This window comes from Zoogloea sp., assembly GCF_044344315.1.
Classification (GTDB): domain Bacteria; phylum Pseudomonadota; class Gammaproteobacteria; order Burkholderiales; family Rhodocyclaceae; genus Zoogloea.
Window position 1 is genome coordinate 1 of the sequence record NZ_JBIJDC010000068.1, and the last position, 24,602, is coordinate 24,602.

Genomic DNA, 24,602 nt, shown 5'->3' on the forward strand with positions numbered 1-24,602 from the left:
GCAGTCCGCAGCAAAATATCATGTATCCCGCGCGCCTGCATCGAAACCCGCGGATCCCGCCACCGTCGGGGGCGGGATCCGCCAAAAAAAGGGCTGCCGATTGGCAGCCCTTCTGGCTTGAGGCCGATGCTCAGACGACGGCTTCTTCCTTTTCCTTCTTCACCTGCATGAACTGCTCCCGCGACACACCCAGCCACATAACCAGCGGACTGGCCACGAGTACCGAGGAGTAGATGCCGAAGCAGATGCCGATGGTCAGGGCCAGGGAGAAGTAGTACAGCGTCTCACCACCGAACAGCAGCATGGACAGCACCATGATCTGGGTGCTGCCGTGGGTGATGATGGTCCGGCTGATGGTGCTGGTGATGGCGTGGTCCAGCACCTCGGGGGTGGTGAGGCCGCGCTTCTTCTTGAAGGTTTCGCGGACTCGGTCGAAGACCACGACCGACTCATTGACCGAGTAACCCAGCACGGCCAGGGTGGCAGCCAGCACAGGCAACGAGAACTCCCACTGGAACAGGGAGAAGAAGCCCAGGATGATGATCACGTCGTGGAGGTTGGCGATGATGGCCGACACTGCAAAGCGCCATTCAAAACGCATCGCCAGGTAGGCCACGATGCCGCCGATGACCAGCAGCAGTGCCATGGCTCCGTCCGACGCGAGCTCCTTGCCGACCTGGGGGCCGACGAATTCCACGCGGCGCATCTCGGCTTTCGGGCCTTCGATGGAGGCGAGGTTGGCCATGACCTTCTCGCTGACCTTGCCGGTCTCCATGCCCTCCCGGTTGGGCAGGCGGATCAGGACGTCCCGGGCACTGCCGAAATTCTGCACCTGGGCGTCCTGGTAGCCGTCCTTGGCCAGGGATTCACGCAGCTTTTCGAGGTTGGGCGCTTCGCTGTAGCTGACCTCCATCAGGGTGCCGCCGGTAAACTCGACGCTGAAATGCAGCCCCTTGGTGGCCAGGAAGAAGACCGCGAGCAGAAAGGTGACCAACGAAATGACGTTGAACACCAGCGCGTGCTTCATGAACGGGATGTCTTTGCGGATGCGGAAAAATTCCATGATGGCGGGTCCGTTTCTCTTTCTTTGCGCGCCTTAGTTGCCGGGTTTCCAGATCTGGCCAATGGCCAGTTTCTCGAGCTTGCGCTTCTTGCCGTAGATCAGATTGACCAGGCCACGGGATACGAGGATGGCACTGAACATGGAGGTCAGGATGCCCAGGCAGTGGACAACGGCAAAGCCGCGCACCGGGCCCGAGCCGAACACCAGCAGGGCGACGCCAGCGATCAGCGTGGTGACGTTGGAGTCGAGAATGGTGTCGAAGGCCCGGTCATAGCCGGCGGTGATGGCGGCCTGGGGACTGGAGCCGTTACGCAGTTCTTCGCGGATACGCTCGTTGATCAGCACGTTGGCGTCGATGGCCATACCCAGGGTCAGCGCGATGGCGGCGATGCCGGGCAGGGTCAGCGTGGCCTGCAGCAGGGACAGGAGGGCGATCAGCAGCAGCAGGTTGGAGGCCAGGGCCACCACCGAAACCAGACCGAAAAGCATGTAATAGGCGCACATGAAGACGCCGATTGCCACGAAGCCCCACAGCGTGGAGTGGAAGCCCTTGCTGATGTTCTCTGCACCAAGGCTCGGGCCGATGGTGCGCTCCTCGATGATCTCCATCGGGGCGGCCAGGGAGCCTGCCCGCAGCAGCAGGGCCGTGTCCGTGGCTTCTTCGGAGCTCATACGCCCGGAGATCTGCACTCGCCCGCCACCGATCTCGCCGCGAATGACGGGAGCGGTGACGACTTCACCCTTACCCTTTTCGATGAGCAGGATGGCCATGCGCTTGTTTACGTTCTCGCGGGTGACGTCCTTGAAGATACGGGCGCCGGCGGAGTCCAGGGTGAGGTGGACCGCAGCTTCCTGAGTCTGGCCGTCAAAGCCGGGCTGGGCGTCAGTCAGGCGCTCCCCGGTCAGGACGACCTGCTTCTTGACCAGCAGCGGGCGGCCTTCGCGGTCGTTGTAAACCTCGGTTCCCGGGGGGACGGCACCCGTGACGGCTGCCTCCAGGGCACCTGGGGTGTCGTCTACCATGCGGATTTCGAGGGTGGCCGTGCGGCCGAGAATATCCTTGGCCTTGGCGACATCCTGCACGCCGGGAAGCTGCACGACGATGCGGTCGACGCCTTGCTGCTGAATGACCGGCTCGGCGACGCCCAGTTCGTTGATACGGTTGTGCAGGGTGGTGATGTTCTGCTTGAGGGCAAATTCCTGGATGGACTTCTGGGCCAGCGGGGTGAGCGTTGCCGTGACCTTGAAGTCGGCACCGTCCTGGCCCTCCGTCAACAGCAGGTCGTTGGTGCCGGCAGTGATCACGGCACGGGCGCGGGTCTGGGACTCGGCATCCCGGAACCGGATCACGACGTTCTGGCCTTCGCGGGTAATGCCCGCATGGCGCACATTCTTGTCACGCAGCAGGGTGCGCAGGTCGCCGGTAGTGGCATCGAGGCGCTTGGTGACTGCGCCCTTCATGTCCACCTGGAGCAGGAAATGCACACCCCCGCGCAGATCCAGGCCCAGGTACATGGGCAGGGCGCCAATGTTGGTGAGCCACTGGGGGCTGGCGGAGAGCAGATTGAGGGCGACCACGTAGGAGGGGTCGGCAGCATCCGGATTGAAGGCCCTTTCGATGGCGTCCTTGGCCTTCAGCTGGGTGTCCGTATCGCGGAAGCGGACGCGCACGCTGTTGAAATCGGAGAACAGGCCGTCATGCTGGATGCCAACTGCAGCGAGGCTTTCCTCGACGCGTTTCTGGGTGGCACTGGCGTCCAGTTTGAGAGTGGCCTTGCCGCTGGAGACCTGGACGGCGGGCACCTCCCCGTAGAAGTTCGGCAGGGTGTAGATCAGACCCCACAGCAGGACGAGCCCGATGAGGAGATTTTTCCAGAGAGGATAGCGGTTCATGGTCTGGCGGGAAGGAGAGAAAACGGGCGCGACGGCGGTGGAAACCGGTGCGGGCGCACCGGTTGAGGGCCGGTCAGATCGACTTGAGGGTGCCCTTGGGCAACACGGCGCCGATGGCCTGCTTTTGAACAACGATCTGGGTGTTGGCGGCGACTTCGACGGTCACATAGGCGTCACTGATGGCCACGACCTTGCCCACGATGCCACCACCGGTCAGGACCTCGTCGTTCTTCTGCAGACCTTCGAGGAGTGCCTTATGTTCCTTGGCGCGCTTCATTTGCGGGCGAATCATCAGGAACCACAGCACGCCGAACATGAAAATCATCGGCAGGATGCCGGTCAGACCGCCCAGGGGGTCTTGAGCGGCAGCCGGTGCGGCTTGGGCAAAGGCGTTGGAAATCAGCACATTAAACTCCGGAGTCAAGATACAAAGTCCCGGATTATAGCAGTACCCGGCGGGTGACCTTCGAGCGGCTGTTGCGGGCGGAGCGCACGAAAAAAAGCGGCGTCTGCCTTGCGACAGACGCCGTCAAATCTCCACGAGGGAGAGGAGGGAGAAAAACCCGGTTGAGCCGACGCCGTTGGCGCTCGGCAGGCGCGGTCAGGCAGCCTTGTTCATCTGGTTGCAGAAGCGCTGCCAGTTGGCAGACATTGCAGAAAATACTTGCTCTGCAGCGAGCAGGGGCATCAGGCCCATGCGGTGCTGGGTGCGCATGAAGGTTTCAACGTGCGGGGTGCACAGCGTGCTTTGCTCATCGGCAAGCAGTTCCAGGAAGCGGGTTTCGGCCGCACCCCAGAACTCGGAGGTGCCCACCCAGCCGGTGTCGGCAGTGGCTTCACGCAGGGCCTTGCGCCAGAGGGCTTCGGCGCGTTCGATGGGGACGCCGGCTTTGCGGGCGTGCCAGTGTAGTAGTTTCGGTGCTTTCATTTGCTGTTACTCCTGTATTTGGGGCATCAAACATGTGGGCTGATCCATGTGTTCGTTTCAAGACGGTTTTGGTGCGATGCAAAATCGTTTTTCTACGAATTTTTCCGTTGTTTACGCGGTTGGTCAGCCTCTATTGAATCTTGTTTGTTGCATTGCACAATTTCAGTTTAGGTACTTGCGGTGTTGACTGCAAGGCTCTTTTCAATTTCTTTCAAGTAATCCGTCACGGCAGCGGAGCCTTTTCGCAACACAGCCCTCCGGCAGGGCCGGGTCATCTGATCCGGGGCGCTGGCGGTAGAATGTGGCGCTTCGCCGTATTCCGTGTTGCATCCATGTCCCAGCTCCTTGATCACCTCAATCCCGAACAGCTCGCTGCGGTGACGCTGCCACCCCGGCATGCACTGATCCTGGCGGGAGCCGGCTCCGGCAAGACCCGGGTGCTCATCACCCGGATCGCCTGGCTGTTGCAGAACGGCCACTGCAGCCCCCAGGGGATTTTGGCGGTCACCTTTACCAACAAGGCGGCCAAGGAGATGCTCACGCGGCTTTCGGCCATGTTTCCGATCAACACCCGCGGGATGTGGATCGGCACCTTTCATGGCTTGTGCAACCGTTTTTTGCGCGCACATCACCGGGAAGCTGGCCTGCCCCAGTTGTTCCAGATCCTGGATACGGGTGACCAGCTCGCATCGATCAAGCGTCTGCTGAAAACGCTCAACGTGGATGACGAGAAATTCCCGCCCCGTGATCTGCAGCACTTTATCAACGGCCAAAAGGAAGCGGGCTTGAGGCCGGCCGCGGTGGAAGCATGGGACGACTACAGCCGCCGCCGGGTCGAGCTTTACATGGAGTATGAGGCACAGTGCCAGCGCGAGGCAGTTGTGGATTTCCCCGAGTTGTTGCTGCGCAGCTACGAGTTGCTGGAGCGCAATGAGCCGATCCGGCGGCATTACCAAGCACGCTTCCGTCACATCCTGGTGGATGAGTTTCAGGACACCAATGTGCTCCAGTACCGCTGGCTGGGCCTGCTGGCCGGCAAGGGCGAGGAGGGGGGGGCCAGCCTGTTCTGCGTGGGCGATGATGACCAGTCCATCTACCGCTTCCGTGGCGCCGAGATCGGCAACATGCGGGATTTCGAGCGGGATTTCCATGTTGAGAGCGTCATCCGCCTTGAGCAGAACTACCGCTCCCACGGCAACATCCTGGATGCGGCCAACGCGCTGATTGCCAACAACAGCAAACGTCTTGGCAAGAACTTATGGACCGACCGCGGGGCGGGGGAGCCGATCCGTGTCTACGAGGCTTTCACCGATACGGACGAGGCCCGCTGGATTGTCGAGGAGATCCAGTCGCTGGTCCGCGATGGCGCCAGCCGTGCTGATATTGCCCTCTTGTACCGCTCGAATGCGCAGTCGCGGGTGCTGGAGCATCAGCTTTTTTCCAGCGGCATTGCCTACCGGGTGTACGGTGGCCTGCGCTTCTTCGAACGTCAGGAGGTCAAGCATGCCCTGGCCTACCTGCGTCTTATCGCCAATTCCGATGACGATACCGCGTTCACCCGGGTCGTCAATTTTCCCACCCGCGGCATCGGCGCCCGATCCCTTGAGGCCTTGCAGGACGCTGCGCGTACCTGGAACACGCCCCTTTACCAGACGGTGCCCCACCTCTCCGGCAAGCCGGGCTCATCCCTGGCCCAGTTTGTGGTGCTGATCGAGCGCCTACGCAGCGAAACGAGGAATCTTCCGCTGCATGAGATGGTGGAGCACGTGATTGAGGTGTCTGGCCTGCGTGCCCATTACAAGGCGGAAAAGGAAGGGCAGGAGCGGCTCGAGAACCTGGATGAGCTGATCAATGCCGCGGCCAACTTCAGTGCGGAGGTCGGTGCCGGCCAGGCCCCCGGGGATGTGCCGTCGGGCGTCGAATCGGTGCTGGCCGAGTTTCTCGCTCATGCGTCCCTGGAGGCGGGCGATCATCAGGCTGATGCGGGCACGGAGGCCGTCCAGCTGATGACGGTTCATGCGGCCAAGGGGCTCGAGTTCGACGTGGTATTCCTGTCCGGTCTCGAAGAAGGTCTGTTTCCCCACGAGAACAGCGCCCAGGAGGCGGACGGGCTGGAGGAGGAGCGGCGCCTCATGTATGTGGCGGTAACCCGGGCCCGTCAGCGTCTGTATCTGAGTTTCACCCAGAGCCGCATGCTGCATGGACAGGTGCGTTACAACCTGCGCTCCCGTTTTCTGGAGGAGATTCCGGAGGGGCTGACCAAGTGGCTGACGCCGCCCAATCCGCGTCGCAGCTTCGTGTCGGAGCCGTCGGCGCGCTATTACAACCCGGGTGCCTCAAAGCCGGCGATGGCCAGCATGCCGCCAGCCCCGCCGATGAAATCCCGCGATCTGGGGGGCTTGCGGATTGGTCAGAATGTGCAGCATGCGCGTTTTGGCGACGGTGTCATCATCGCCGCCGAGGGCAGCGGCAACGACGCGCGGGTTCATGTGAAGTTTGCCGAGGCGGGTAGCAAGTGGCTGATGCTGGCGGTGGCGAAGCTCACGCCTGTTTAGCCGGAGTGGCCTCTTCGGGTCTTCATGTCCGGCCCGGCGGCGTCATCCATCACGACTGGCGCAGTTCGTCATGCAAGGCTACGAATTCCTGGGCCAGCTTGTGCTTCGGGTCAAGGTGGATCATGGGTTTGGCCTGTTCGTGGCTTTCGCGGATCCTGATCGAGCTTGACAGGTAGGTCCTGAACAGCGGAAGACCTTCTGCAATCAGCTCCTGCACCAGTTTCTGGGGCAGGCTGGCGCGGGGCTGGAACTGGTTGACCACGATGCCCTCGACTTCGAGCTCACGGTTGTGGTCGGCCCGGATTTCCTGAACGTTTTCCATCAGCGCGTACAGTGCGCGACGGGAGAAGTCGTCGCAGTCGAAGGGGATCAGGCACAGGCGGGTGGCGATCAGGGCCGAGCGGGTGTAAAAGTTGAGGGCCGGTGGGGTGTCGATAAAAACCGCATCGTAGTCGTCAGCCAGTTCGTCGAGGGCGTCGCGCAGCTTGAAGATCTTGTAGCGGGACTCCAGCTTCCCCTGGAGCTCTTCCAGGCTGGGGTGGGAGGGCATGATCGAGAGGTTGGCGAAGGGCGTCGGGTGAACGAACTCGGCGGTCTTCTTGGGGCTGAACTTGAAGGACAGGGTTTGCTCGAAGAGGCCGGCCAGTGTGTCGTCACCATTCTCTGCCGCGTCGCCCAACAGATAGTGGGTGGAGTTGCCCTGGGGGTCCAGGTCGACAACCAGGGTGCGCAGGCCCTTGTGGGCGCTGATCGCAGCCAGGTTGCAGGTGATCGTGGACTTGCCCACCCCGCCCTTTTGGTTGAATACAACGCGTCGCATCGGTTCTCCCCTGTTTTCTTGTGCTGTTTGGATGCGCGCGATTGTGCCACGCATTGGCTAGCGGTCCGTAATTACCGAGGGTGCCAAAAAGGCGTGGGTCGGGTAAACTCGTATGCAAACAATAAAGCAAGCAATATGAAGTCTTCGTGCCCCCCTCCCGGGCGCGAAACTCCGGTCGGGCGGCTGGGTGACCGCCGCACGGCTGTCATACGAGGCGCACGCTCGCCTCAGGGTATTCAGGACACATCCAGATTTTTCCGGCCAGACCATCGGTGATATCCCCCGCCAGCGGCATCTCGTTGCCCCGGCCTGTGGGGGTCGGACCATTTTGAGAGAAGAGAGAACATGGACAAGGATTTCATTGCAGCCGCCCTCGATTACCATCGCAACCCGACTCGCGGCAAGATTGCAGTGGTGCCCACCAAGGGCCTGACCAACCAGCGCGACCTGGCCCTGGCCTATTCCCCAGGTGTGGCTGCTGCCTGCGATGCCATCGTGGCGGATCCGGCCGATGCACAGGAGTACACCTCCCGCGGCAACCTGGTGGCCGTGATCACCAACGGCACCGCGGTGCTCGGCCTGGGTAACATCGGCCCCCTGGCAGCCAAGCCGGTGATGGAAGGCAAGGGTTGTCTGTTCAAGAAGTTTGCGAACATCGATGTTTTCGATATCGAGCTCGCCGAGAACGACCCGGACAAGCTGATCGACATGATCGCAGCGCTGGAGCCCACGCTGGGCGGCGTGAACCTTGAGGATATCAAGGCGCCCGAGTGCTTCTACATCGAGCAGAAGCTGCGTGAGCGGATGAACATTCCGGTTTTCCACGACGACCAGCACGGCACCGCCATCATCTCCGCCGCCGCCATGCTCAATGGCCTGAAGGTGGTGGGGAAGCAGATTGATCAGGTGAAGGTCGTTGTCTCCGGCGCAGGCGCCGCGGCCATCGCCTGCCTCGAACTGTGGTGCGGTCTTGGCATCACCCGCGAGAACATTTTCGTGTGTGACTCCAAGGGCGTGATCTATGTCGGGCGCGACGAAAAGATGGAGCCCACCAAGGCCCGCTTCGCCCAGCAGACCGGGTTCCGCACCCTGGCCGATGCAGTGGTTGGTGCCGATATCTTCCTGGGTCTGTCTACCGCAGGCGTGCTCAAGCCCGAGATGGTCAAGACCATGGCCGACAAGCCGCTGATCTTTGCCCTCGCCAACCCCACCCCGGAAATCCTGCCGGAGCTGGCCAAGGAAGTGCGTCCCGACGCCATCATCGCCACCGGCCGTTCGGACTACCCGAACCAGGTCAACAACGTGCTGTGCTTCCCCTTCATCTTCCGTGGCGCGCTGGATGCTGGCGCCACCAAGATCAATGAAGAGATGAAGCTGGCCTGCGTGAAGGCGATTGCTGAGCTGGCCGAAGCCGAACAGTCCGACGTAGTGGCCCAGGCCTATGGGGGTGCCGATCTCACCTTCGGCCCGAACTACCTGATTCCCAAACCCTTCGATCCGCGCCTGATCGTCAAGATCGCCCCCGCCGTGGCCCAGGCTGCCATCGACTCCGGCGTGGCCACGCGCAAGATCGACATGGAGGCCTACGTCCAGAGCCTCAACGAGTTCGTCTACCAGTCCGGCATCATCATGAAGCCGGTGTTCACCAAGGCCAAGGCGGTTCCTGCCGACAAGAAGCGCGTGCTCTACGCCGAGGGCGAGAGCGAGCGGGTCCTGCGTGCCGTGCGTGCGGTGGTGGATGAAAACCTGGCCCGCCCGATCCTCATCGGCCGGCCGGCGGTGATCGACATGCGCATTGAGAAGTTCGGCCTCAACCTCGTGGCCGGTCGTGATTTCGATGTGGTCAATGTCGAATCCGACAGCCGCTATCGCGAGCTGTGGCAGGAGTACTACCGCCTGATGGGGCGTGATGGTGTGACGCCCGATTCCGCCCGTGAAGCCATGCGCGCCGACAGCACCCTGATCGGCTGCATGCTGCTGCGTCGTGGCGATGCCGATGCCCTCGTCTGTGGCACCACCGGTGGCTATGACCACCACTTCAACCACGTCCAGAACCTGATCGGCCTCAAGAGCGGTGCCAGCCTGTATGCGGCGATGAACATCCTGCTGCTGCCCCAGCGCATCCTGGCCATCACCGACACCTACGTGAACGAAATGCCCAGCGCCGAGGAAACCGCCGAGATCGCCGTGATGGCGGCCGACGAACTGAAGCGATTCGGCATCGAACCCAAGGTGGCCCTGCTGTCCCATTCCAACTTCGGCAGTGCACGCAGCACATCGTCCCGCCGCATGCGCGAAGCCCGCGACATCCTGCGGGTGAAGGCGCCGGACCTGCAGTGCGATGGTGAAATGCACGGTGACTCGGCCCTGTCGCCCGAGATCCGCGACCGCCTCCATCCGGACTCGAGCCTCCACGGTGAAGCCAACTTGTTGGTCATGCCCAACCTGGATGCAGCCAATATCGCCTTCAACCTGCTCAAGGTGGCCAATGGCGATGGCGTGTCCGTCGGCCCCATTCTGCTCGGTAGTGCCCGTGCCGTGCACATCCTGACGCCGTCGGCGTCGGTGCGCCGGCTGGTCAATATTACCGCCCTGGCAGTGGTGGATGCCGTCGAGCAGCGTGAAGAATTGCCGCTCTGAGTCCTGATTGCCCCGGCCCGCCCATCGGGTCGGGGTGCTTCCCTCCGCTATTTGAAATCACCCTCCGGTACAATTGGAGACAATGTTCCGCGAGGTGAGGCATGTCCCGTTTGATCCGTTTTGAGCGTACCGGCGGCCCCGAAGTCCTGCAGTGGGTCGAGGCTGATCTGGCTCCGCCGGCTGCCGGCGAGGCCCAACTGCGACACCATGCGGTCGGTCTGAACTACATCGACACCTACCATCGATCCGGTTTGTATCCGGTTCCGTTGCCGTCGGGCATTGGGCTCGAAGCGGCCGGCGTGGTGGAGGCCGTGGGTGAGGGCGTGACCGATCTGCAGCCCGGCGATAGGGTCGCTTACGCCGGTGGCCCCCTCGGTGCCTACGCTGAACGCCGTAACATACCGGCCGACCGCCTGGTCCGGTTGCCCGATGCCCTGAGTTTCGAGCAGGGGGCAGCCATGATGCTGCAGGGCCTGACCGCTCAGTACCTGCTGCGCCGCACCTACCGGGTCCAGCCTGGCGACACCATTCTCATCCATGCCGCTGCGGGGGGCGTCGGCCTGATCGTCTGCCAGTGGGCCAAGGCCCTGGGGGCTACCGTCATCGGTACCGTCGGTTCTGACGAAAAGGCGGAGCTGGCCCGTCAGCACGGCTGTGACCATGCCATCGTCTATACCCGCGAGAATGTCTCCGGCCGTGTTCGGGAGCTGACTGGCGGCGAAGGTGTGGCGGTGGTCTACGACTCCATCGGCAAGGACACCTTCATGGACTCCCTGGCCTGCCTACGCCCCCTGGGCATGATGGTGACCTTCGGCAATGCGTCTGGGCCGGTGGCCCCGTTTGATCCCGGGCTGCTCGGCAAGATGGGCTCGCTGTTCCTGACTCGGCCAAGCCTGTTTGCCTATTCGGCGCTTCGGGACGATTTGCTGATGATGGCAGAAGAACTCTTTTCCGTAGTGCTTTCGGGGCAGGTTCGCCTGTCCATCAATCAACGTTTTCCGCTGCAGGATGCAGCCACCGCACATCGTGAGCTTGAAGCGCGGCGGACGACGGGTTCCACCGTGCTGGTTCCCTCATCATGAGACATCCCCGTTTTCGTGCTGCTCTGATGGCGTTCGCTCTCGGTATCGCCGTCTCCTCTCCGGGGTATGCTGCTCCTCCGGTGCCGCCGCCCGTGGTGTTGACGCCGGTGCAAGCAGCCTTCATCCAGGCGGAAACCCGCCGCATCGAAGAGAGTTTTGTCCAGAAGGTGATGAGCATCACCGGTGCCCGCCGGGAGCAAGTGTTGCGGGCCATACCGGCAAAGGGGCGGCTGACCGAAAGGTTAGCCCGGATCTATAGTTCGCTCGAGCGGGATCTTGGCTCTCCGCTCAGTGATGAGCAGCGAGCCCTGATATTTGCGGCGGACGGGGAGCGAAAGCAGGCCTTAAAGGATCTGCCAGCCCAGGCTGCCGCGCGTTAACGAGCCTCCCGGAGCGCTGAGGGCCTAGAACAGCTCAATGTCGCTGTCGGGCGCTTCGCGGGCCGACACCTTGCCGCAGGCCAGTAGCTGTTCGTAGCTTCTTACTTGGTTGCGGCCGTGATCCTTGGCGACGTACAGCGCGTCGTCGGCCCGGCCGACGATGTCAGGGATGGTTTCGTTGGGCTGGATGCCGGTGTAGCCGATGCTCACCGTGACAGTACCGACCTGCGGAAAGGCGTAGGCCTCGACAGCGGCACGGAGGCGATCAAGTGCGACGGACACTTCCTGGTCAGAGGCTGCGCGCAGGATGATCACGAACTCCTCGCCGCCGAAACGGAACAACCGATCCTGGTGGCGGAAGCTTTCCTGCATGATCCGGGCAAGCAGCAGCAGCACCTCATCGCCATAGAGATGTCCGAACTGGTCGTTGACCCGTTTGAAGTGATCCACGTCCACCACTGCCAGCCAGTACCTGCCATCGTCATTCTGGCGTCGACGATGGGGCGGGGTGGTGTCCCTGGCCAGGCCTGACTCGCCGGGGGTGAGTCCATGGAGGATCTTGCCCAGATTTTCGTCGAAGGTCTTGCGGTTGAGCAGCCCGGTGAGCGTGTCCCGCTCACTGTAGTCGAGCAGACTGAGGTAATTGCGGTAGAGGCCCAGGAAGCCCTCGGCAGTGCCCAGGTCTTCAGGGGAGAGTGGCGTGCTGCAGACGACTTCGAGCACGCCCAGCACGCGCCGGTCGACGTTGATCGGGAAACAGTGCACGTATTCACCCCGATCGTTGTCGTGACGTCGGACGATCTGGGTCTGTTCCACACAGGCCACCATCTCCGGGCGCTCGGCGAGTGGCAGGGCTTCACCGCCCTCATCGAACTCCGATTGCACGTAGCGCACACCGTCCTGGCCCACGTGGGTGACACGGGCGAGGAAGCTGTCGACGCCATGCTGGCTGACCTTGTACAGGTTCACCTCCCGCGCCTTCACCAGTTCGAACAGGGCTGACGCGACACCCAGCTCCAGCAGGGTGCGATCCCGGTGCTGGGTGATGGATTCGACATGCTTGAGAATGTGGATCATGGGCCCGGTGGAAGGCTTGCAACTCTTAATTCTATCTCACGATCCTGGAGTTTTTCATGTGATTGATGACTTTGGATCGGTAGTCCGTCACGTCGTGTGCCGTGCTGTCTCACCCTTCCCGGGATCCTTCAGGCCGTCATTCGGCCATGCGTATAATCGAATGGTCTTCCAGTTGCTCCGCCCCTTCCCTTGAACTACGACACCTTTACCAACCTCCTCTTTTCGCGCGTCCGCCGGGCCGATGTCACCTTGGCCATCGTGGTCATCAATGGGGTCGTGTTTGCTCTGCTTGCGGCGATTTCCCGGAATCCGATGCAGTTTCCGTCTGAGTTGCTGATTCAGGCTGGGGGCAACTTTGCGCCGTTGGTCCAGAAGGGGGAGCTCTGGCGACTGCTGTCTGCCCTGTTCCTGCATGGAGGGCTGCTCCACGTGGGGCTCAACATGCTGGCCCTCTACCAGGCAGGTCAGGTCGTCGAGCGCCTGTTTGGGCGGGCAGGATTCATCGTTATCTATATCGGCGCCGGGTTGCTCGGCAATCTGGCCAGCCTGTGGTGGAAGCAGGGGGGTGTCAGTGTAGGGGCGTCAGGGGCGATCTTCGGAGTGTATGGGGCGCTGCTGGCCTATCTGCTTTTGCAGCGCGGGTCGGTGCCCGGTGAGGTCTTCCGGGAGATGCGTTCTGGCACCCTGGGCTTCATCGGCTACTCCCTCTTTGCCGGCTTTTCCCTGCAGGGTATCGACAATGCCGCCCACCTTGGCGGGCTGGCGGGGGGCTTGCTGCTTGGCCTTGCGTTCGCCGAGCCCATCGTATCCCCACGGCCGGTCCTGTGGCTGACCCGCCGGGCCCTGGGGGGCATGCTGGCTGTTGCGGCCATCGGTCTCGTCCTGTGGCAGCAGACCCCCGAAGTGATTCGTCGTTACGAGGTCGATTCGGCTTATCAGCAGACGCTCCAGCACTTCGCCCTTGAAGAGCAGGATCTGTTGCGTGAGCAGGCTGCCCTGATGGAGGCCCTGCGCCAGCGTCGCATCACCGAGGCCGCAGCGCTCGATGTGCTGGAGCGCGACTTCATTCTGCGCTGGGAGCGACAGGTCAACCAGCTCTCGTGGACCGAGGCACCCGCCGCCAGCGACTGGCAGCGTCGTGAATTGATCAATTACGCAAGCACTCGGCGGGATGCCCTGAAGGCTCTGGCCCAGGCTTTCGAAACCCGGCAAACGGTGTGGGTGGAGCGCTCCAGGGCGCTCCAGGTGCAGGCCGACAACATCCTGCTCCAGATGCGGTTGCGCAAGTCGGTGGAGGCGGGGGCTCGCTGAGCGACGCTCCGGCCCGAGTGCGTCATGGATTTCTTCCAGCAGATCCTCCTCATCCTGCTCCTGGTGGGCATCAGCGCCTTCTTCTCGATTGCCGAGATTTCGGTTGCAGCGTCGCGCAAATCCCGGTTGGCGGTGCTGGCTGAGAACGGCAGCGAGGGGGCCGCCCGGGTGCTGGCCCTGCAGGCCCGCCCGGGGCCCTTCTTCACCCTGGTGCAGATCGGTCTCAATGCGGTGGCGATCATGGGCGGCATTGTTGGCGAGGGGGCATTCTCCCCGTGGCTGACGGGCATGCTGGCGCCGCTGGTGCCGGCCGCCTACCTGGACACGCTGGCCTTTGCCCTGTCCTTCATGGCGGTCACGTCCCTGTTCATCCTGTTTGCCGACCTGATGCCAAAGCGCTTGGGCATGGCCTCACCCGAGCGCATGGCGATGGCCGTGGCGGCGCCCATGAGCGTCCTGATCCGCTGGTTGCGCCCCTTGCTGTGGCTTTACAACGAAGCGGCGGACTTGCTGTTCCGCCTTCTGGGGGTGGCGACCACCCGCAATGACACCGTGACGCCTGATGAGATCATCGCCGTGGTCGAGGCCGGCGCCCAGGCCGGCCTGCTCGCCGAGCAGGGGCACGCCCTGATCGAGAACGTGTTTGGCCTGGAGGCACGCAGCGCGCCGTCGGCCATGACGACCCGCGACAGCGTGGTGTTCTTCACCCTGCAGGAGAGCGAGGAGAGCATCCGCCAGAAGATTGCCGGGCGGCCCTTCAACCGCTTTCCGGTGTGCGACGGCGGCATCGACACCGTGGTGGGCTACGTGGACGCCAAGGACCTGCTCAACCGGGTGCTGGCGGGCCAGTCCCTGTCCATGAAGGCCGACGCTCCGATCAATCCCCTGCTGGCCCTGCCCGACACCCTGACCCTGTCCGAGGTGCTCGAGCGCTTTCGCGAGGCCCGCGAGGATTTCGCGGTGATCATCAACGAGTACGCCCTGGTGGTGGGCGTGATCACCCTCAACGACATCTTCCGGGCCCTGGTCGGCGACGACGTGGAGCAGGTCCAGGAGGAGCAGATCGTGCGCCGGGACGATAGCTCCTGGCTGGTGGATGGCGCCACTGCCGTGGCCGACGTGATGCGCGTGCTGGATATCGACGATGTCGACGGCAACGAGCACTACGAGACCATCGCCGGCTTCATGATGTACCACCTGCGCAAGATCCCCCGCCGCACCGACCGGGTGGATTTTGGCGGCTACCGTTTCGAGGTCATCGACGTGGACAATCACCGCATCGACCAGTTGCTGGTGAGCCGGCTGGGCCCCGCTGCCGGAGAAATCTCCGTCGAAGGGTGAAACCGGTGCGGGCTGGCGGGTAAAATCCCGGGATGTCCGAATCTCACGCCCCCCGCTACATCCACCTGCGTCTCCATACCGAGTACTCGATCTCCGACGGGATCGTGCAGGTGGATTCTGCCATTGCCCGCGCTGCTGCTGACGGCATGCCGGCCCTTGGCATCTCCGATCTCGCCAACCTGTTCGGGATGGTCAAGTTTTACAAGGGTGCCCGCGGCAAAGGTATCAAGCCGATCATCGGCGCCGACTGCTGGATCACCAACGAGATCGAACGCGACAAGCCGACCCGGATCCTGCTGATCTGCCGGAACCGCAAGGGTTACGGCCAGCTTTGCGAGATCCTCACCCGGGCCTTCATCGAGAACAAATACCGGGGGCGGGCCGAACTGCGTCGTGAATGGCTGGATGCGGGTAGCGCCAGTGACCTCCTGTGCCTGTCCGGCGCCCGGGATGGCGATATCGGCCACGCTCTTGCCAACGGCAACCTTGGCCTGGCCGAGAAGCTTGCTGCCGACTGGGCGGCGCGCTTTCCCGGCAGCTTCTATGTGGAGATCCAGCGGGCGGGGCATCCGGGCACCGAAACCTACATCCGTGATGCCCTGCAGATCGCTTCGCGGCTTGACCTGCCAGTGGTGGCGACCCACCCCATCCAGTTCACCCGGCCCGAAGACTTCAAGGCCCACGAGGCCCGCGTGTGCATTGCTCAGGGCAATGTGCTGGCGGACAAGCGCCGCCCGAAGGAGTTTACCCCCGAGCAGTACTTCAAGACCCAGGACGAGATGTGCGCGCTGTTTGCCGACATCCCCGAGGCGCTGGAGAACAGCGTCGAGATTGCCCGGCGCTGCTCCCTCACCGTGCAGCTGGGCAAGAACTTCCTGCCCCAGTTTCCGACGCCTGAGGGCATGACCCTTGACGATTTCCTGGTGGCGGAGGCCCGTTCCGGCCTCGAGGTGCGTCTCAAGGAGCTCTTTCCCAACGAGGTGGAGCGGGAGCAGAAGCGCGAAGAGTACGAAGCGCGGCTCAAGTTCGAGACCGACACCATCATCCAGATGGGCTTCCCGGGCTACTTCCTGATCGTGGCCGACTTCATCAACTGGGCCAAGCACAACGGGGTGCCGGTGGGCCCGGGGCGGGGGTCCGGTGCCGGCTCGCTGGTGGCCTTCAGCCTGCGCATCACCGACATCGATCCGCTGGCCTACGCCCTGCTGTTCGAGCGCTTTCTCAACCCGGAGCGGGTGTCCATGCCCGACTTCGACATCGACTTCTGTCAGGACAACCGCTACAAGGTCATCGAGTACGTGCGCGCCCACTACGGGGCCGATGCGGTGAGCCAGATCGCCACCTTCGGCACCATGGCCTCGAAGGCGGTGGTGCGCGACGTGGGCCGGGTGCTGGATCTGCCCTACGGCCTGTGCGATCGCCTGTCCAAGCTGATCCCGGTGGTGCAGAACAAGCCCCTGTCCCTGGCCGAGGCCCGGGAACAGGAGCCGCAGATCAATGAGCTGATGGCCGATGGCAACGACGGCGAATCGGTCCAGGAGCTGTGGAGCCTGGCCGAGCCCCTCGAGGGCCTCACCCGTGGTGTCGGCATGCACGCCGGGGGCGTACTCATCGCGCCGGGCAAGCTCACCGATTTCTGCCCGCTTTACATCGCCGACGGTGACGACGCCACACCGGTGTCCCAGTTCGACAAGGACGACGTGGAGGCGGTGGGGCTGGTCAAGTTCGACTTCCTCGGCCTGCGCAACCTCACCATCATCGAGCTGGCCCTAGAGTACGTAAAGCGCCTCACCGGCGTGCGGCCGGATCTGATGAGCCTGGGCTTCGAAGACCAGGCGGCCTACCAGATCCTCCGCGAAGCCAACACCACGGCGATCTTCCAGGTGGAATCGGACGGCATGAAGAAGCTTCTCAAGAAGCTCGCCCCCGACCGTTTCGAAGACATCATCGCCGTGCTGGCCCTCTACCGTCCAGGCCCGCTGGGTTCGGGCATGGTGGACGACTTCATCCTGCGCAAGAAGGGCCAGCAGGCCATCGACTACTTCCATCCCGATCTCACCGCCTGCCTGTCGCCCACCTACGGGGTGATCGTGTACCAGGAACAGGTGATGCAGATCTCCCAGATCATCGGGGGCTACACCCTGGGCGGTGCCGACATGCTGCGCCGGGCGATGGGCAAGAAGAAGGCCGACGAGATGGCCAAGCACCGGGAGACCATCGCCGACGGTGCGCGTCAGAAGGGCTATGACCCGGCGCTGGCCGAGCAGCTCTTCGACCTGATGACCAAGTTTGCCGAGTACGGCTTCAACAAGTCGCACACGGCGGCCTACGCGGTGGTCACCTATCACACAGCCTGGTTGAAGGCCTACCACTGCTCGGCCTTCATGGCAGCCACCATGTCTTCGGACCTGGACAACACCGACACGATCAAGATCTTCTACGAAGACACGATCGCCAACCGCATCGTGGTGTTGCCGCCGGACGTGAACCAGTCCGACTACCGTTTTGTGCCCACCGACGCCAAGACCATCCGCTACGGCCTTGGTGCCGTGAAGGGTGTGGGCGAGCCGGCGGTGCGGGCCATCCTGGCCGCCCGGGAGTCCGGACCCTTCAAGGATCTCTTCGATTTCTGCTGCCGGGTGGACAAGCGCATGGCCAACCGGCGGGTCATCGAGGCCCTGGTGCGTGCCGGCGCCTTCGACACCCTCGACCCGGTGCAGCCAGCCGACCGTCACAAGCTGCTGGCCAGCGTCGGCATCGCCATGGAGGCGGCCGAACAGATTGCCGCCAATGCCCTACAGGGCGGCCTGTTCGACATCCCCGGCGAGGCTGCCGCGCCGATGGTCGACTATGTGAAGGTGCGCCCCTGGGGCGAGCGGGAGAAGCTCAAGGAAGAGAAGCTGGCCATCGGCTTCTTCCTTTCCGGCCATCCCTTCAATGCCTTCAAGGAAGAGGTGCGGCGCTTCGTGCGGCGCCCCTTGGCCCAGGTTGAACCGTCCCGGGATCTCATCACCATGGCCGGCGTGGTCATGGAAGTGCGCGCCAAGATGACGGCCCGGGGCAAGATCGCCTTTGTGCTGCTGGACGACGGCACCACCCCGCGGGAGGTGTCGGTGTTCTCCGAGGTCTTCGACAACAATCGCCAGCGCATCGTGGTGGATGAAGTGCTGATCGTTGAGGCCAAGGTGAGCAATGACGAGTTTTCCGGTGGTTATCGCATCGTCGCCGACAAGCTGATGACGCTTGGCGAGGCGCGTGGTCGCTACGCCCGGGCCCTGCAGCTCAGGCTTAACGGCGAGGTTGGCGAAGCGGGTGGAGCTGTTGCGGCAGCCGAGCGCCTGCAAAGCGTGCTGGCCCCGTTTCGCGACGGGGAGTGCCCGATTCGCGTGCGTTACCGCAACGGGGTGGCCGAAGGCGATCTGCCCTTCGGCGCCGCCTGGCGGGTGCGCCCCGACGATAGCCTGCTGGAGAGCCTGCGCGAGTGGCTGCCCGCCGACGCGGTCGAGATCATTTACTCTTGATCTGTACCGAGCCGGCCGGACTCAGTCTGAAATGATCAGGCTGCCCGGCAGCACGCCAATGCGCAGGAGGTCATTGAGCGCCTCGGCAGGCAGCGGCGGGCTGAAGACGAAGCCCTGGGCTGCGGAGCAGCCCTCGGCGCGCAGGATGTCGAGCTGCTCGGGCGTCTCTGTACCTTCGGCGATCACCTCCAGACGCAGGCTGCGCCCAAGCTGAATCACTGCCCGCACGATGGCGGCATCGTCTGGATCGTCAATCAGATCACGCACGAAGCTCTGATCGATCTTGAGGCAGTCCACTGGAAAGCGCTTCAGGTAGGCCAGGCTCGAATAACCGGTACCGAAATCATCAATGGACATGCGCACGCCAAGGGCCTTGAGCCCGGCGAGGGTGCGTTCCACTTCCGGGCCTGACTGCATCAGCAGGGATTCGGTGAGTTCCAGCTCCAGCAACTGGGGTGCCAGCCCGCTGGCGTCCAGGGCCTCGCGCACGGTGGTCACCATGTCGGCGCGGCGAAATTGCAGGGCCGAAATGTTGACTGCTACCGGGATCGGGGCAAAGCCCTGTTTTTGCCATTGCATAGCCTGCTGGCAGGCTTGGTGGAGCACCCAGCGGCCGATTGGAACGATGAGCCCGCACTCCTCGGCGAGGGGGATGAAGCACCCGGGCGACACTCCCCCCAGGGATCCATTGAACCAGCGCAACAAGGCTTCCACCCCGATGATACGGCCGCTGGCCAGGTTAACCTGGGGCTGGTAATAGAGGCTGAATTCCTGCTGCTCGAGGGCCTGACGCAGTGCGTTTTCCATGTGCAGGCGCTCAAGGGCATTGACGTTCATCACCTCGTCGAAGAAGCGGTAGGTGTTCCGCCCGCACTCCTTGGCGTGATACATGGCTGTATCGGCATTCTTCATCAGGCTGTCGGCGCAGGTTCCGTCTTCGGGGTAGAGGGCGATGCCGATGGAGAAGGAGGTGGCCAGCAACTGGCCGTCGATATCGAAGGGTGGATGCAGTTGGTCCAGTATCTTTTCGGCCACCCGGGCTGCGTCGTCGGGCCCGTCCACGTCGGTAAGGACGATCAGGAACTCGTCGCCGCCCTGGCGGCTGATGGTGTCGGTATCCCGCGTGCACGCCGACAGGCGTAGGGCCACGCCCTGCAGCAGGCGGTCGCCGATCATGTGGCCGAGGGAGTCGTTGATGGTCTTGAAGCGGTCCAGGTCGAGAAACAGCAGGGCGATCCGGCTGTTGTGCCGTACCGCACCAGCGAGGGCCTGATCGAGGCGGTCCTGGAGCAGAGTGCGGTTGGGCAGCCCGGTAAGGGGGTCGTGTTGGGCCAGATAGGCAATGCGCGCTTCCGAGGCTTTGCGCTCGGTGATGTCAGAGAACACGGCGACGTAGTGGGTGATGCGCTCCTGCTTGTCGCGCACCACGCTGATGGACAGGGCGGACGGGTAGAACGTGCCGTTCTTGCGCCGGTCATAAACCTCGCCCTGCCAGAAACCGTTTTCCTGGATGTCGCGCCACATGGCTGCGTAGAAACCGTGGTCGTGGTGGCCGGACTGGAGCATGCGCGGTGTCTTGCCAATGGCATCCTCGGCGCTGTAGCCGGTGACTTCGCTGAACGCGCGGTTGACCGACAGGATGCGCTCTTGCGCATCGGTAACAATGATCGCCTCGACGCTGTTGCGGAACACGGTCAGAGCGAGGCGCAGCTGTTCTTCGTCCTCCCGGCGGGCCGTGATGTCGGCGATGGTCGTGACCACCCCGCAGGGAGTGGTGGCGTCATCGTCGAAGAGTGGTGTCGAGTTGGTCCACAGCCAGCGGCGCCGTCCGTCCCGGTGGTCGAGCCCCAGCACGCCCGCCCGGGGTTGGCCGGTAGTCACAGCCTGCATGGCCGGGATCTGCCGGGGCGGGATCGGCTCACCATCCTCGTTGAGGTAGGTGAGCAGCCCTCCGTGTACGTCCCAGCCCTGCATCTCGTCTGCACTGAGGCCGAGGATCTGCTCGGCACTGCTGTTGTGCAGTAGCAGCATTCCCTGGGCATCGCGCATGACCACGCCCTCACCCATGGAGGCGAGCAGCGTGCTCAGGCGGTTCTCCCGCTCGCGCAGCTCGGCTTCGGTGTTGCGGCGGTCGGTGATGTCGAGGCAGGAGCCGATGTAGCCGGCAAACTCACCGGCCTTGTCGTACAGGGGGCGGCCCGTGTCGATGATCCAGCGGTATTGCCCGTCGCGGCGGCGCAGGCGGTACTCCATCTCGAAAGGGGTGCGTACCGCAAAGTGCTCCAGATAGGTGCTGACGCAGCGGTCGAAATCCTCGGGGTGAATGCCGTTCGTCCAGCCGTCGCCCATCTCCTGGTGCAGGCTGCGGCCCGTGAAGTCGAGCCAGGTCTGGTTGAAGTAGCTGCACTTGGCGTCGATGCCTGCGCGCCAGATCAGGGTGGGAAAGCGCTCGAACAGGGACAGGGGAAAGTCCCAGACGTCATGGCCTTCAGGGTGGGTGGGTTCGGGCACGGCGTGGTTTGGGTCGCAGGTTTGGGGAGACACCAAAGAATGCCTACATTCTAGCCCCATTGGGGCCGTGCCCCGGCGGGCCGTATTGTCGATGGCTTCGTCTTGCAGGGTCTTCAGGTGCTGGAAGCCGGGTTGGCCGAGGCCTCAGAGGTTGTCTTCGTCCATGAATCTCGGTAGCAGATCGCGGGAGCGGGCCAGGGCGCCGTAGATGTCCCCGCAGATGTTGTTGACGCCCACTTCGTCCTCGAAGCCGGACCGGTGGATCAGGGATGCGGGTTGGTCGTTGAGGCTGCACAGGATCAGGGCGCAGCCCTTCTTGTGCATGTTCTTGCACAGGCTCTCCAGACCCTCAAGGCCGGTGGTGTCCAGGTTGACCAGGTGATGCATGTCGAGGATCACCACCTCCGGGTGGCGCTGGGCCGGGTCGAGGAGGGTCTCGAGCTTGTGGATGGCGCCGAAGAACAGGGTGCCGTAGAGCGAATAGGCGACCACCCGGGGCGAGCCGTCGGGGTAGAGGAAGCCGGGCATCATCGACAGCTCGGTCAGGGGCAGGCGCTCGACCCGGGTCAGGTCGGACATGCGGTAGATGAAGAACAGGCTGGCCAGCACCATGCCCAGCTCGACCGCCAGGGTCAGGTCGAAGAAGACCGTGACAAAGAAGGTGCTCAGCAGGGTGGTGCGGTAATTCACCGAGAAGCGCTTGAGGCCACGGAACTCGTGCCACTCGCCCATGTTGATGGCGACCACAACGACGATGGCCGACAGGGTGGCCAGGGGAATGTGCTTGGCGAAGGGGGCAAAGACCAGCACCACGGCCAGAAGGACCACCGAGTGCACGATGCCGGCCACCGGGCTGCGACCGCCGGTGCGCACGTTGGTGGCGGTGCGGGCGATGGCGCCGGTGGCCGCAAAGCCGCCAAACAGGGGCGCGGCCAGGTTGGCCAGGCCCTGGGCGATGAGTTCCTGGTTGGGATCGTGGCGGTCCTCGATGGCGGCGTCGGCGACCCGTGCCGACAGCAGGGACTCGATGGCGCCGAGGAGGGCGATGGTGAGGGCTGGCGAGATCAGCTTGCCGAGGGTCTCCAGGGACAGCTGGGGCAGCGCAAAGGCAGGCAGATCCTGGGGGATGCCGTTGAAGCGCGTGCCGATGGTCTCCACGGGCAGTTGCAGCAGGGCGTTGGCGGCGGTGGCGAGAATCAGCACGCCCAGGGGGCCGGGCAGCCGGCTCAGGGGTTTGAAGCGTTGGGCCAGCCGGTTCCACGACAGCAGCACGATGATGGAGGTGACCGACAGGGCCACAGTGGGGAGGTCGATGGTGTCCAGGTGGGTGAAGAGGGCCTTCACCTTGCCGAAGAACTCGCCGGGCAGGTGGTCGATCTGCAGGCCCAGGAAGTCCTTGATCTGGGCAAGGAAGATGACCACCGCGATGCCATTGGTGAAGCCGATTACCACCGTCTTGGGGATGAAGCGGATCAGGTTGCCGAGGCGAAACACGCCCATGGCGACCAGCATGGCGCCGGCCAGCATGGTGGCCACCAGCAGGTTCTGCACGCCGTATTCGACGACGATGCCGTAGATGATGGGAATGAAGGCGCCGGTGGGGCCGCCGATCTGCACTCGGGAGCCGCCGAGGGCGGAGATCAGGAAGCCGGCAACGATGGCCGTCCAGATGCCGGCGGTGGGCGACATGCCGGAGGCGATGGCGAAGGCCATGGCCAGGGGCAGGGCGAGGACGCCGACCGTCAGGCCGGCGGAGGCATCACGACCGAACTGCGCGCCGTTGTAGCCGGGCAGCGTGTCGAGAAGCTTGGGGTGGAAAACGATCTTCATGGAGCCTCCGCAATCGAGGGAAATTCGGGTTTGCGCCACGGGGCGCGCTTTGCGGAGGACGGGAGCCTGGCCCGTTACGATGCTGGACGATCCATCGTTTGCAGGCGGTCAGGGGCATGGTGGCTGGGTGCCGTTCAGGAGAAACGGCTGTCGTTGGCCGCTTTGTTGCCGGCTGAGGCGCTGTGCATGACTTCAACCAGCATCTTTACGGCGGCCACGAAAACGGTGGCAATGCCGCCACCCACGCATAGCCAGGCCTGCAGGCTGCTGGCCGGAAAACCGGGCAGCAGCGAGGCCCGGTCTTCCATGAGGTAAGCCGCCCCGAGGGCCAGGATCAGCACCCCGACAATGTCGAGGGCAGCCCAGCCCCAGAAGGCTGGGGTCAGACGGGGCAGAGGTGAACGGCTGGAGTTCATCGAGCGGTAGCTTAAGGCAGGTGGCTGACAGGGGGCTTACTTGACGCGCATCCCGGGGGTGGCGCCTGCGTCCGGCGACAGGATGAACAGGCCCGGCGTGTCTCCGGAGGCATCCGAGGCGGCCAGCACCATGCCCTCCGACATGCCGAACTTCATCTTGCGCGGGGCCAGGTTGGCCACCATCACGGTCAGGCGACCAACCAGGGTGGCCGGATCGTAGGCCGACTTGATGCCCGCGAATACCTGGCGCGGCTTCTCTTCGCCGATGTCGAGGGACAGGCGCAGCAGCTTGGCCGCGCCTTCCACGTGCTCGGCGGCGACGATCTTCGCGATGCGCAGATCCACCTTGCCGAAGTCGTCGATGGAGATGAAAGGCTCGAACTCGCTGGCCTCAGCAGCTTCAGCGCTGGCGGCATGGGCCTGATGCTGGGCGTGGCGTTGTTCGGAGTGGGCGGCCTTTTCGTCCTTGCCGTCCTTGCCCTTCGCGGTCTTGGCCGGCTGGACTTCGGTGGCGGCGGGGGCGAGGGAGTCGCGGTTGGCTTCAAGCAGGGCATCCACCTGCTTGCGCTCGATGCGGGTCATCAGGTGGCTGTAGGTGTTGATGGTGTGACCGGCGGGAAGTGGGGCGAGGAGGTTGTTCCAGTTGAGGGCGTCGATGGCGAGGAAGGACTCGACCTGCGTCGCGAGGGTCGGCAGCACCGGCTTGAGCAGGCCGGTGAGGGCCTTGAAGATGTTGATGGCGGTGGTGCACACCACGTGCAGGCGAGCCTCCTGACCTTCCTGCTTGGCCAGTTCCCAGGGCTTGTTGTCGTTGACGTAGCCGTTGGCCTGATCGGCGAACTCCATGATCTTGCGCAGGGCGCGGCTGAAGTCGCGGCTTTCAAAGGCCGCGCTGACTTCGTCCAGGTTCCAGTCGAGGGCGGCGGCGGCATCGTGTTCACCGAGCTTGCCGTCAAAGCGTTTGGCGATGAAGCCGGCGCAGCGGCTGGCGATGTTGACGAACTTGCCCACCAGGTCGGAGTTGACCTTGGCGATCATGTCGTCGAGGTTCAGGTCCACGTCTTCCATGGTGCCGTTGGACTTGCCGGCGAAGTAGTAGCGCAGCCACTCGGGATTGAGCTTCTGTTCGGTGTAGGAGCGGGCGGTGATGAAGGTGCCGCGGCTCTTGCTCATCTTGGCGCCGTCTACGGTGAGGAAGCCGTTGACGCACAGCTGGGTGGGCGTGCGGTAGCCG

The 24,602-nt window shown here is 63.5% G+C and carries 17 protein-coding genes; 7 read left to right on the forward strand and 10 right to left on the reverse strand.

The features are described from left to right. Positions 1–130 precede the first annotated feature (130 nt). From secF to ACIQ09_RS14520, 4 genes are all read right to left on the reverse strand, one after another. A complete protein-coding gene (gene secF, locus ACIQ09_RS14505) occupies positions 131–1,063 on the reverse strand; it encodes a protein translocase subunit SecF (protein WP_398311174.1) in 933 nt (310 codons plus the stop codon). A gap of 33 nt (positions 1,064–1,096) precedes the next feature. After that, positions 1,097–2,956, reverse strand: coding sequence for a protein translocase subunit SecD (gene secD / locus ACIQ09_RS14510; protein ID WP_398311177.1), 1,860 nt, complete (start codon positions 2,954–2,956; stop codon positions 1,097–1,099). Between the two features lie 73 nt (positions 2,957–3,029). Continuing rightward, the gene (gene yajC, locus ACIQ09_RS14515) at positions 3,030–3,362 is read right to left on the reverse strand and encodes a preprotein translocase subunit YajC (protein ID WP_296565690.1); all 333 of its coding nucleotides are present in this window, start codon (positions 3,360–3,362) and stop codon (positions 3,030–3,032) included. A gap of 195 nt (positions 3,363–3,557) precedes the next feature. After that, a complete protein-coding gene (locus ACIQ09_RS14520; RefSeq protein WP_398311180.1) occupies positions 3,558–3,884 on the reverse strand; it encodes a hypothetical protein in 327 nt (108 codons plus the stop codon). A gap of 332 nt (positions 3,885–4,216) precedes the next feature. Here ACIQ09_RS14520 and ACIQ09_RS14525 point away from each other — a divergent pair, with 332 nt between their 5' ends. Further along, complete coding sequence (locus tag ACIQ09_RS14525) at positions 4,217–6,439, forward strand: UvrD-helicase domain-containing protein (protein ID WP_398311183.1); 2,223 nt, start codon at positions 4,217–4,219, stop codon at positions 6,437–6,439. A gap of 49 nt (positions 6,440–6,488) precedes the next feature. On the opposite strand, the gene ACIQ09_RS14530 is transcribed toward ACIQ09_RS14525, so the two are convergent. Continuing rightward, complete coding sequence (locus ACIQ09_RS14530) at positions 6,489–7,259, reverse strand: ParA family protein (RefSeq protein WP_398311186.1); 771 nt, start codon at positions 7,257–7,259, stop codon at positions 6,489–6,491. A gap of 345 nt (positions 7,260–7,604) precedes the next feature. Between ACIQ09_RS14530 and ACIQ09_RS14535 the strand changes: the two genes are divergently transcribed. The 3 genes from ACIQ09_RS14535 to ACIQ09_RS14545 all read left to right on the forward strand — a co-directional run bounded on the left by ACIQ09_RS14535 (position 7,605) and on the right by ACIQ09_RS14545 (position 11,361). After that, positions 7,605–9,899 carry an NADP-dependent malic enzyme gene (locus ACIQ09_RS14535; RefSeq protein WP_398311189.1) on the forward strand — a complete coding sequence of 765 codons (2,295 nt, stop codon included), beginning with the start codon at positions 7,605–7,607 and terminating at the stop codon, positions 9,897–9,899. Positions 9,900–10,000: 101 nt separating this feature from the next. After that, a complete protein-coding gene (locus ACIQ09_RS14540; RefSeq protein ID WP_398311192.1) occupies positions 10,001–10,981 on the forward strand; it encodes a quinone oxidoreductase family protein in 981 nt (326 codons plus the stop codon). A gap of 26 nt (positions 10,982–11,007) precedes the next feature. Next, entirely contained in the window at positions 11,008–11,361 is a 354-nt protein-coding gene (locus ACIQ09_RS14545; RefSeq protein ID WP_398311194.1) for a hypothetical protein, read from the forward strand. Positions 11,362–11,385: 24 nt separating this feature from the next. On the opposite strand, the gene ACIQ09_RS14550 is transcribed toward ACIQ09_RS14545, so the two are convergent. Continuing rightward, entirely contained in the window at positions 11,386–12,438 is a 1,053-nt protein-coding gene (locus ACIQ09_RS14550) for a GGDEF domain-containing protein (protein WP_398311197.1), read from the reverse strand. A gap of 189 nt (positions 12,439–12,627) precedes the next feature. On the opposite strand from ACIQ09_RS14550, the gene ACIQ09_RS14555 reads away from it, so the two are divergent. From ACIQ09_RS14555 to dnaE, 3 genes are read left to right on the forward strand one after another with little or no spacing between them, the layout of a single operon-like run. Continuing rightward, on the forward strand, positions 12,628–13,749 hold the full coding sequence (locus ACIQ09_RS14555) for a rhomboid family intramembrane serine protease (protein WP_398311200.1): 1,122 nt from the start codon (positions 12,628–12,630) through the stop codon (positions 13,747–13,749). A gap of 24 nt (positions 13,750–13,773) precedes the next feature. Then, the gene (locus ACIQ09_RS14560) at positions 13,774–15,090 is read left to right on the forward strand and encodes a hemolysin family protein (RefSeq protein WP_398311203.1); all 1,317 of its coding nucleotides are present in this window, start codon (positions 13,774–13,776) and stop codon (positions 15,088–15,090) included. A 32-nt stretch (positions 15,091–15,122) separates the two neighbouring features. After that, positions 15,123–18,611 carry a DNA polymerase III subunit alpha gene (dnaE, locus tag ACIQ09_RS14565; RefSeq protein WP_398311206.1) on the forward strand — a complete coding sequence of 1,163 codons (3,489 nt, stop codon included), beginning with the start codon at positions 15,123–15,125 and terminating at the stop codon, positions 18,609–18,611. Positions 18,612–18,632: 21 nt separating this feature from the next. Here the strand turns inward: dnaE and ACIQ09_RS14570 are convergent, their stop codons facing one another. From ACIQ09_RS14570 to metG, 4 genes are all read right to left on the reverse strand, one after another. Beyond that, positions 18,633–21,155: an EAL domain-containing protein gene (locus ACIQ09_RS14570; protein ID WP_398311209.1), complete on the reverse strand. Its 2,523-nt coding sequence runs from the start codon at positions 21,153–21,155 to the stop codon at positions 18,633–18,635. Between the two features lie 111 nt (positions 21,156–21,266). Continuing rightward, positions 21,267–22,952 carry a SulP family inorganic anion transporter gene (locus ACIQ09_RS14575; protein WP_398311212.1) on the reverse strand — a complete coding sequence of 562 codons (1,686 nt, stop codon included), beginning with the start codon at positions 22,950–22,952 and terminating at the stop codon, positions 21,267–21,269. A 134-nt stretch (positions 22,953–23,086) separates the two neighbouring features. Further along, positions 23,087–23,368, reverse strand: coding sequence for a hypothetical protein (locus ACIQ09_RS14580; RefSeq protein ID WP_398311215.1), 282 nt, complete (start codon positions 23,366–23,368; stop codon positions 23,087–23,089). A 36-nt stretch (positions 23,369–23,404) separates the two neighbouring features. Next, positions 23,405–24,602, reverse strand: a 1,198-nt coding sequence (metG, locus tag ACIQ09_RS14585) for a methionine--tRNA ligase subunit beta (protein ID WP_398311218.1), incomplete at its 5' end; no start/stop codon positions are given.

Excerpts from the sequence above, each read along its gene's own strand:
- secF (WP_398311174.1), bottom strand. The coding sequence starts at position 1,063 with ATGGAATTTTTCCGCATCCGCAAAGACATCCCGTTCATGAAGCACGCG.
- secD (WP_398311177.1), bottom strand. The coding sequence starts at position 2,956 with ATGAACCGCTATCCTCTCTGGAAAAATCTCCTCATCGGGCTCGTCCTG.
- ACIQ09_RS14520 (WP_398311180.1), bottom strand. The coding sequence starts at position 3,884 with ATGAAAGCACCGAAACTACTACACTGGCACGCCCGCAAAGCCGGCGTC.
- ACIQ09_RS14525 (WP_398311183.1), top strand. The coding sequence starts at position 4,217 with ATGTCCCAGCTCCTTGATCACCTCAATCCCGAACAGCTCGCTGCGGTG.
- ACIQ09_RS14530 (WP_398311186.1), bottom strand. The coding sequence starts at position 7,259 with ATGCGACGCGTTGTATTCAACCAAAAGGGCGGGGTGGGCAAGTCCACG.
- ACIQ09_RS14535 (WP_398311189.1), top strand. The coding sequence starts at position 7,605 with ATGGACAAGGATTTCATTGCAGCCGCCCTCGATTACCATCGCAACCCG.
- ACIQ09_RS14540 (WP_398311192.1), top strand. The coding sequence starts at position 10,001 with ATGTCCCGTTTGATCCGTTTTGAGCGTACCGGCGGCCCCGAAGTCCTG.
- ACIQ09_RS14545 (WP_398311194.1), top strand. The coding sequence starts at position 11,008 with ATGGCGTTCGCTCTCGGTATCGCCGTCTCCTCTCCGGGGTATGCTGCT.
- ACIQ09_RS14550 (WP_398311197.1), bottom strand. The coding sequence starts at position 12,438 with ATGATCCACATTCTCAAGCATGTCGAATCCATCACCCAGCACCGGGAT.
- ACIQ09_RS14560 (WP_398311203.1), top strand. The coding sequence starts at position 13,774 with ATGGATTTCTTCCAGCAGATCCTCCTCATCCTGCTCCTGGTGGGCATC.
- dnaE (WP_398311206.1), top strand. The coding sequence starts at position 15,123 with ATGTCCGAATCTCACGCCCCCCGCTACATCCACCTGCGTCTCCATACC.
- ACIQ09_RS14575 (WP_398311212.1), bottom strand. The coding sequence starts at position 22,952 with ATGAAGATCGTTTTCCACCCCAAGCTTCTCGACACGCTGCCCGGCTAC.
- ACIQ09_RS14580 (WP_398311215.1), bottom strand. The coding sequence starts at position 23,368 with ATGAACTCCAGCCGTTCACCTCTGCCCCGTCTGACCCCAGCCTTCTGG.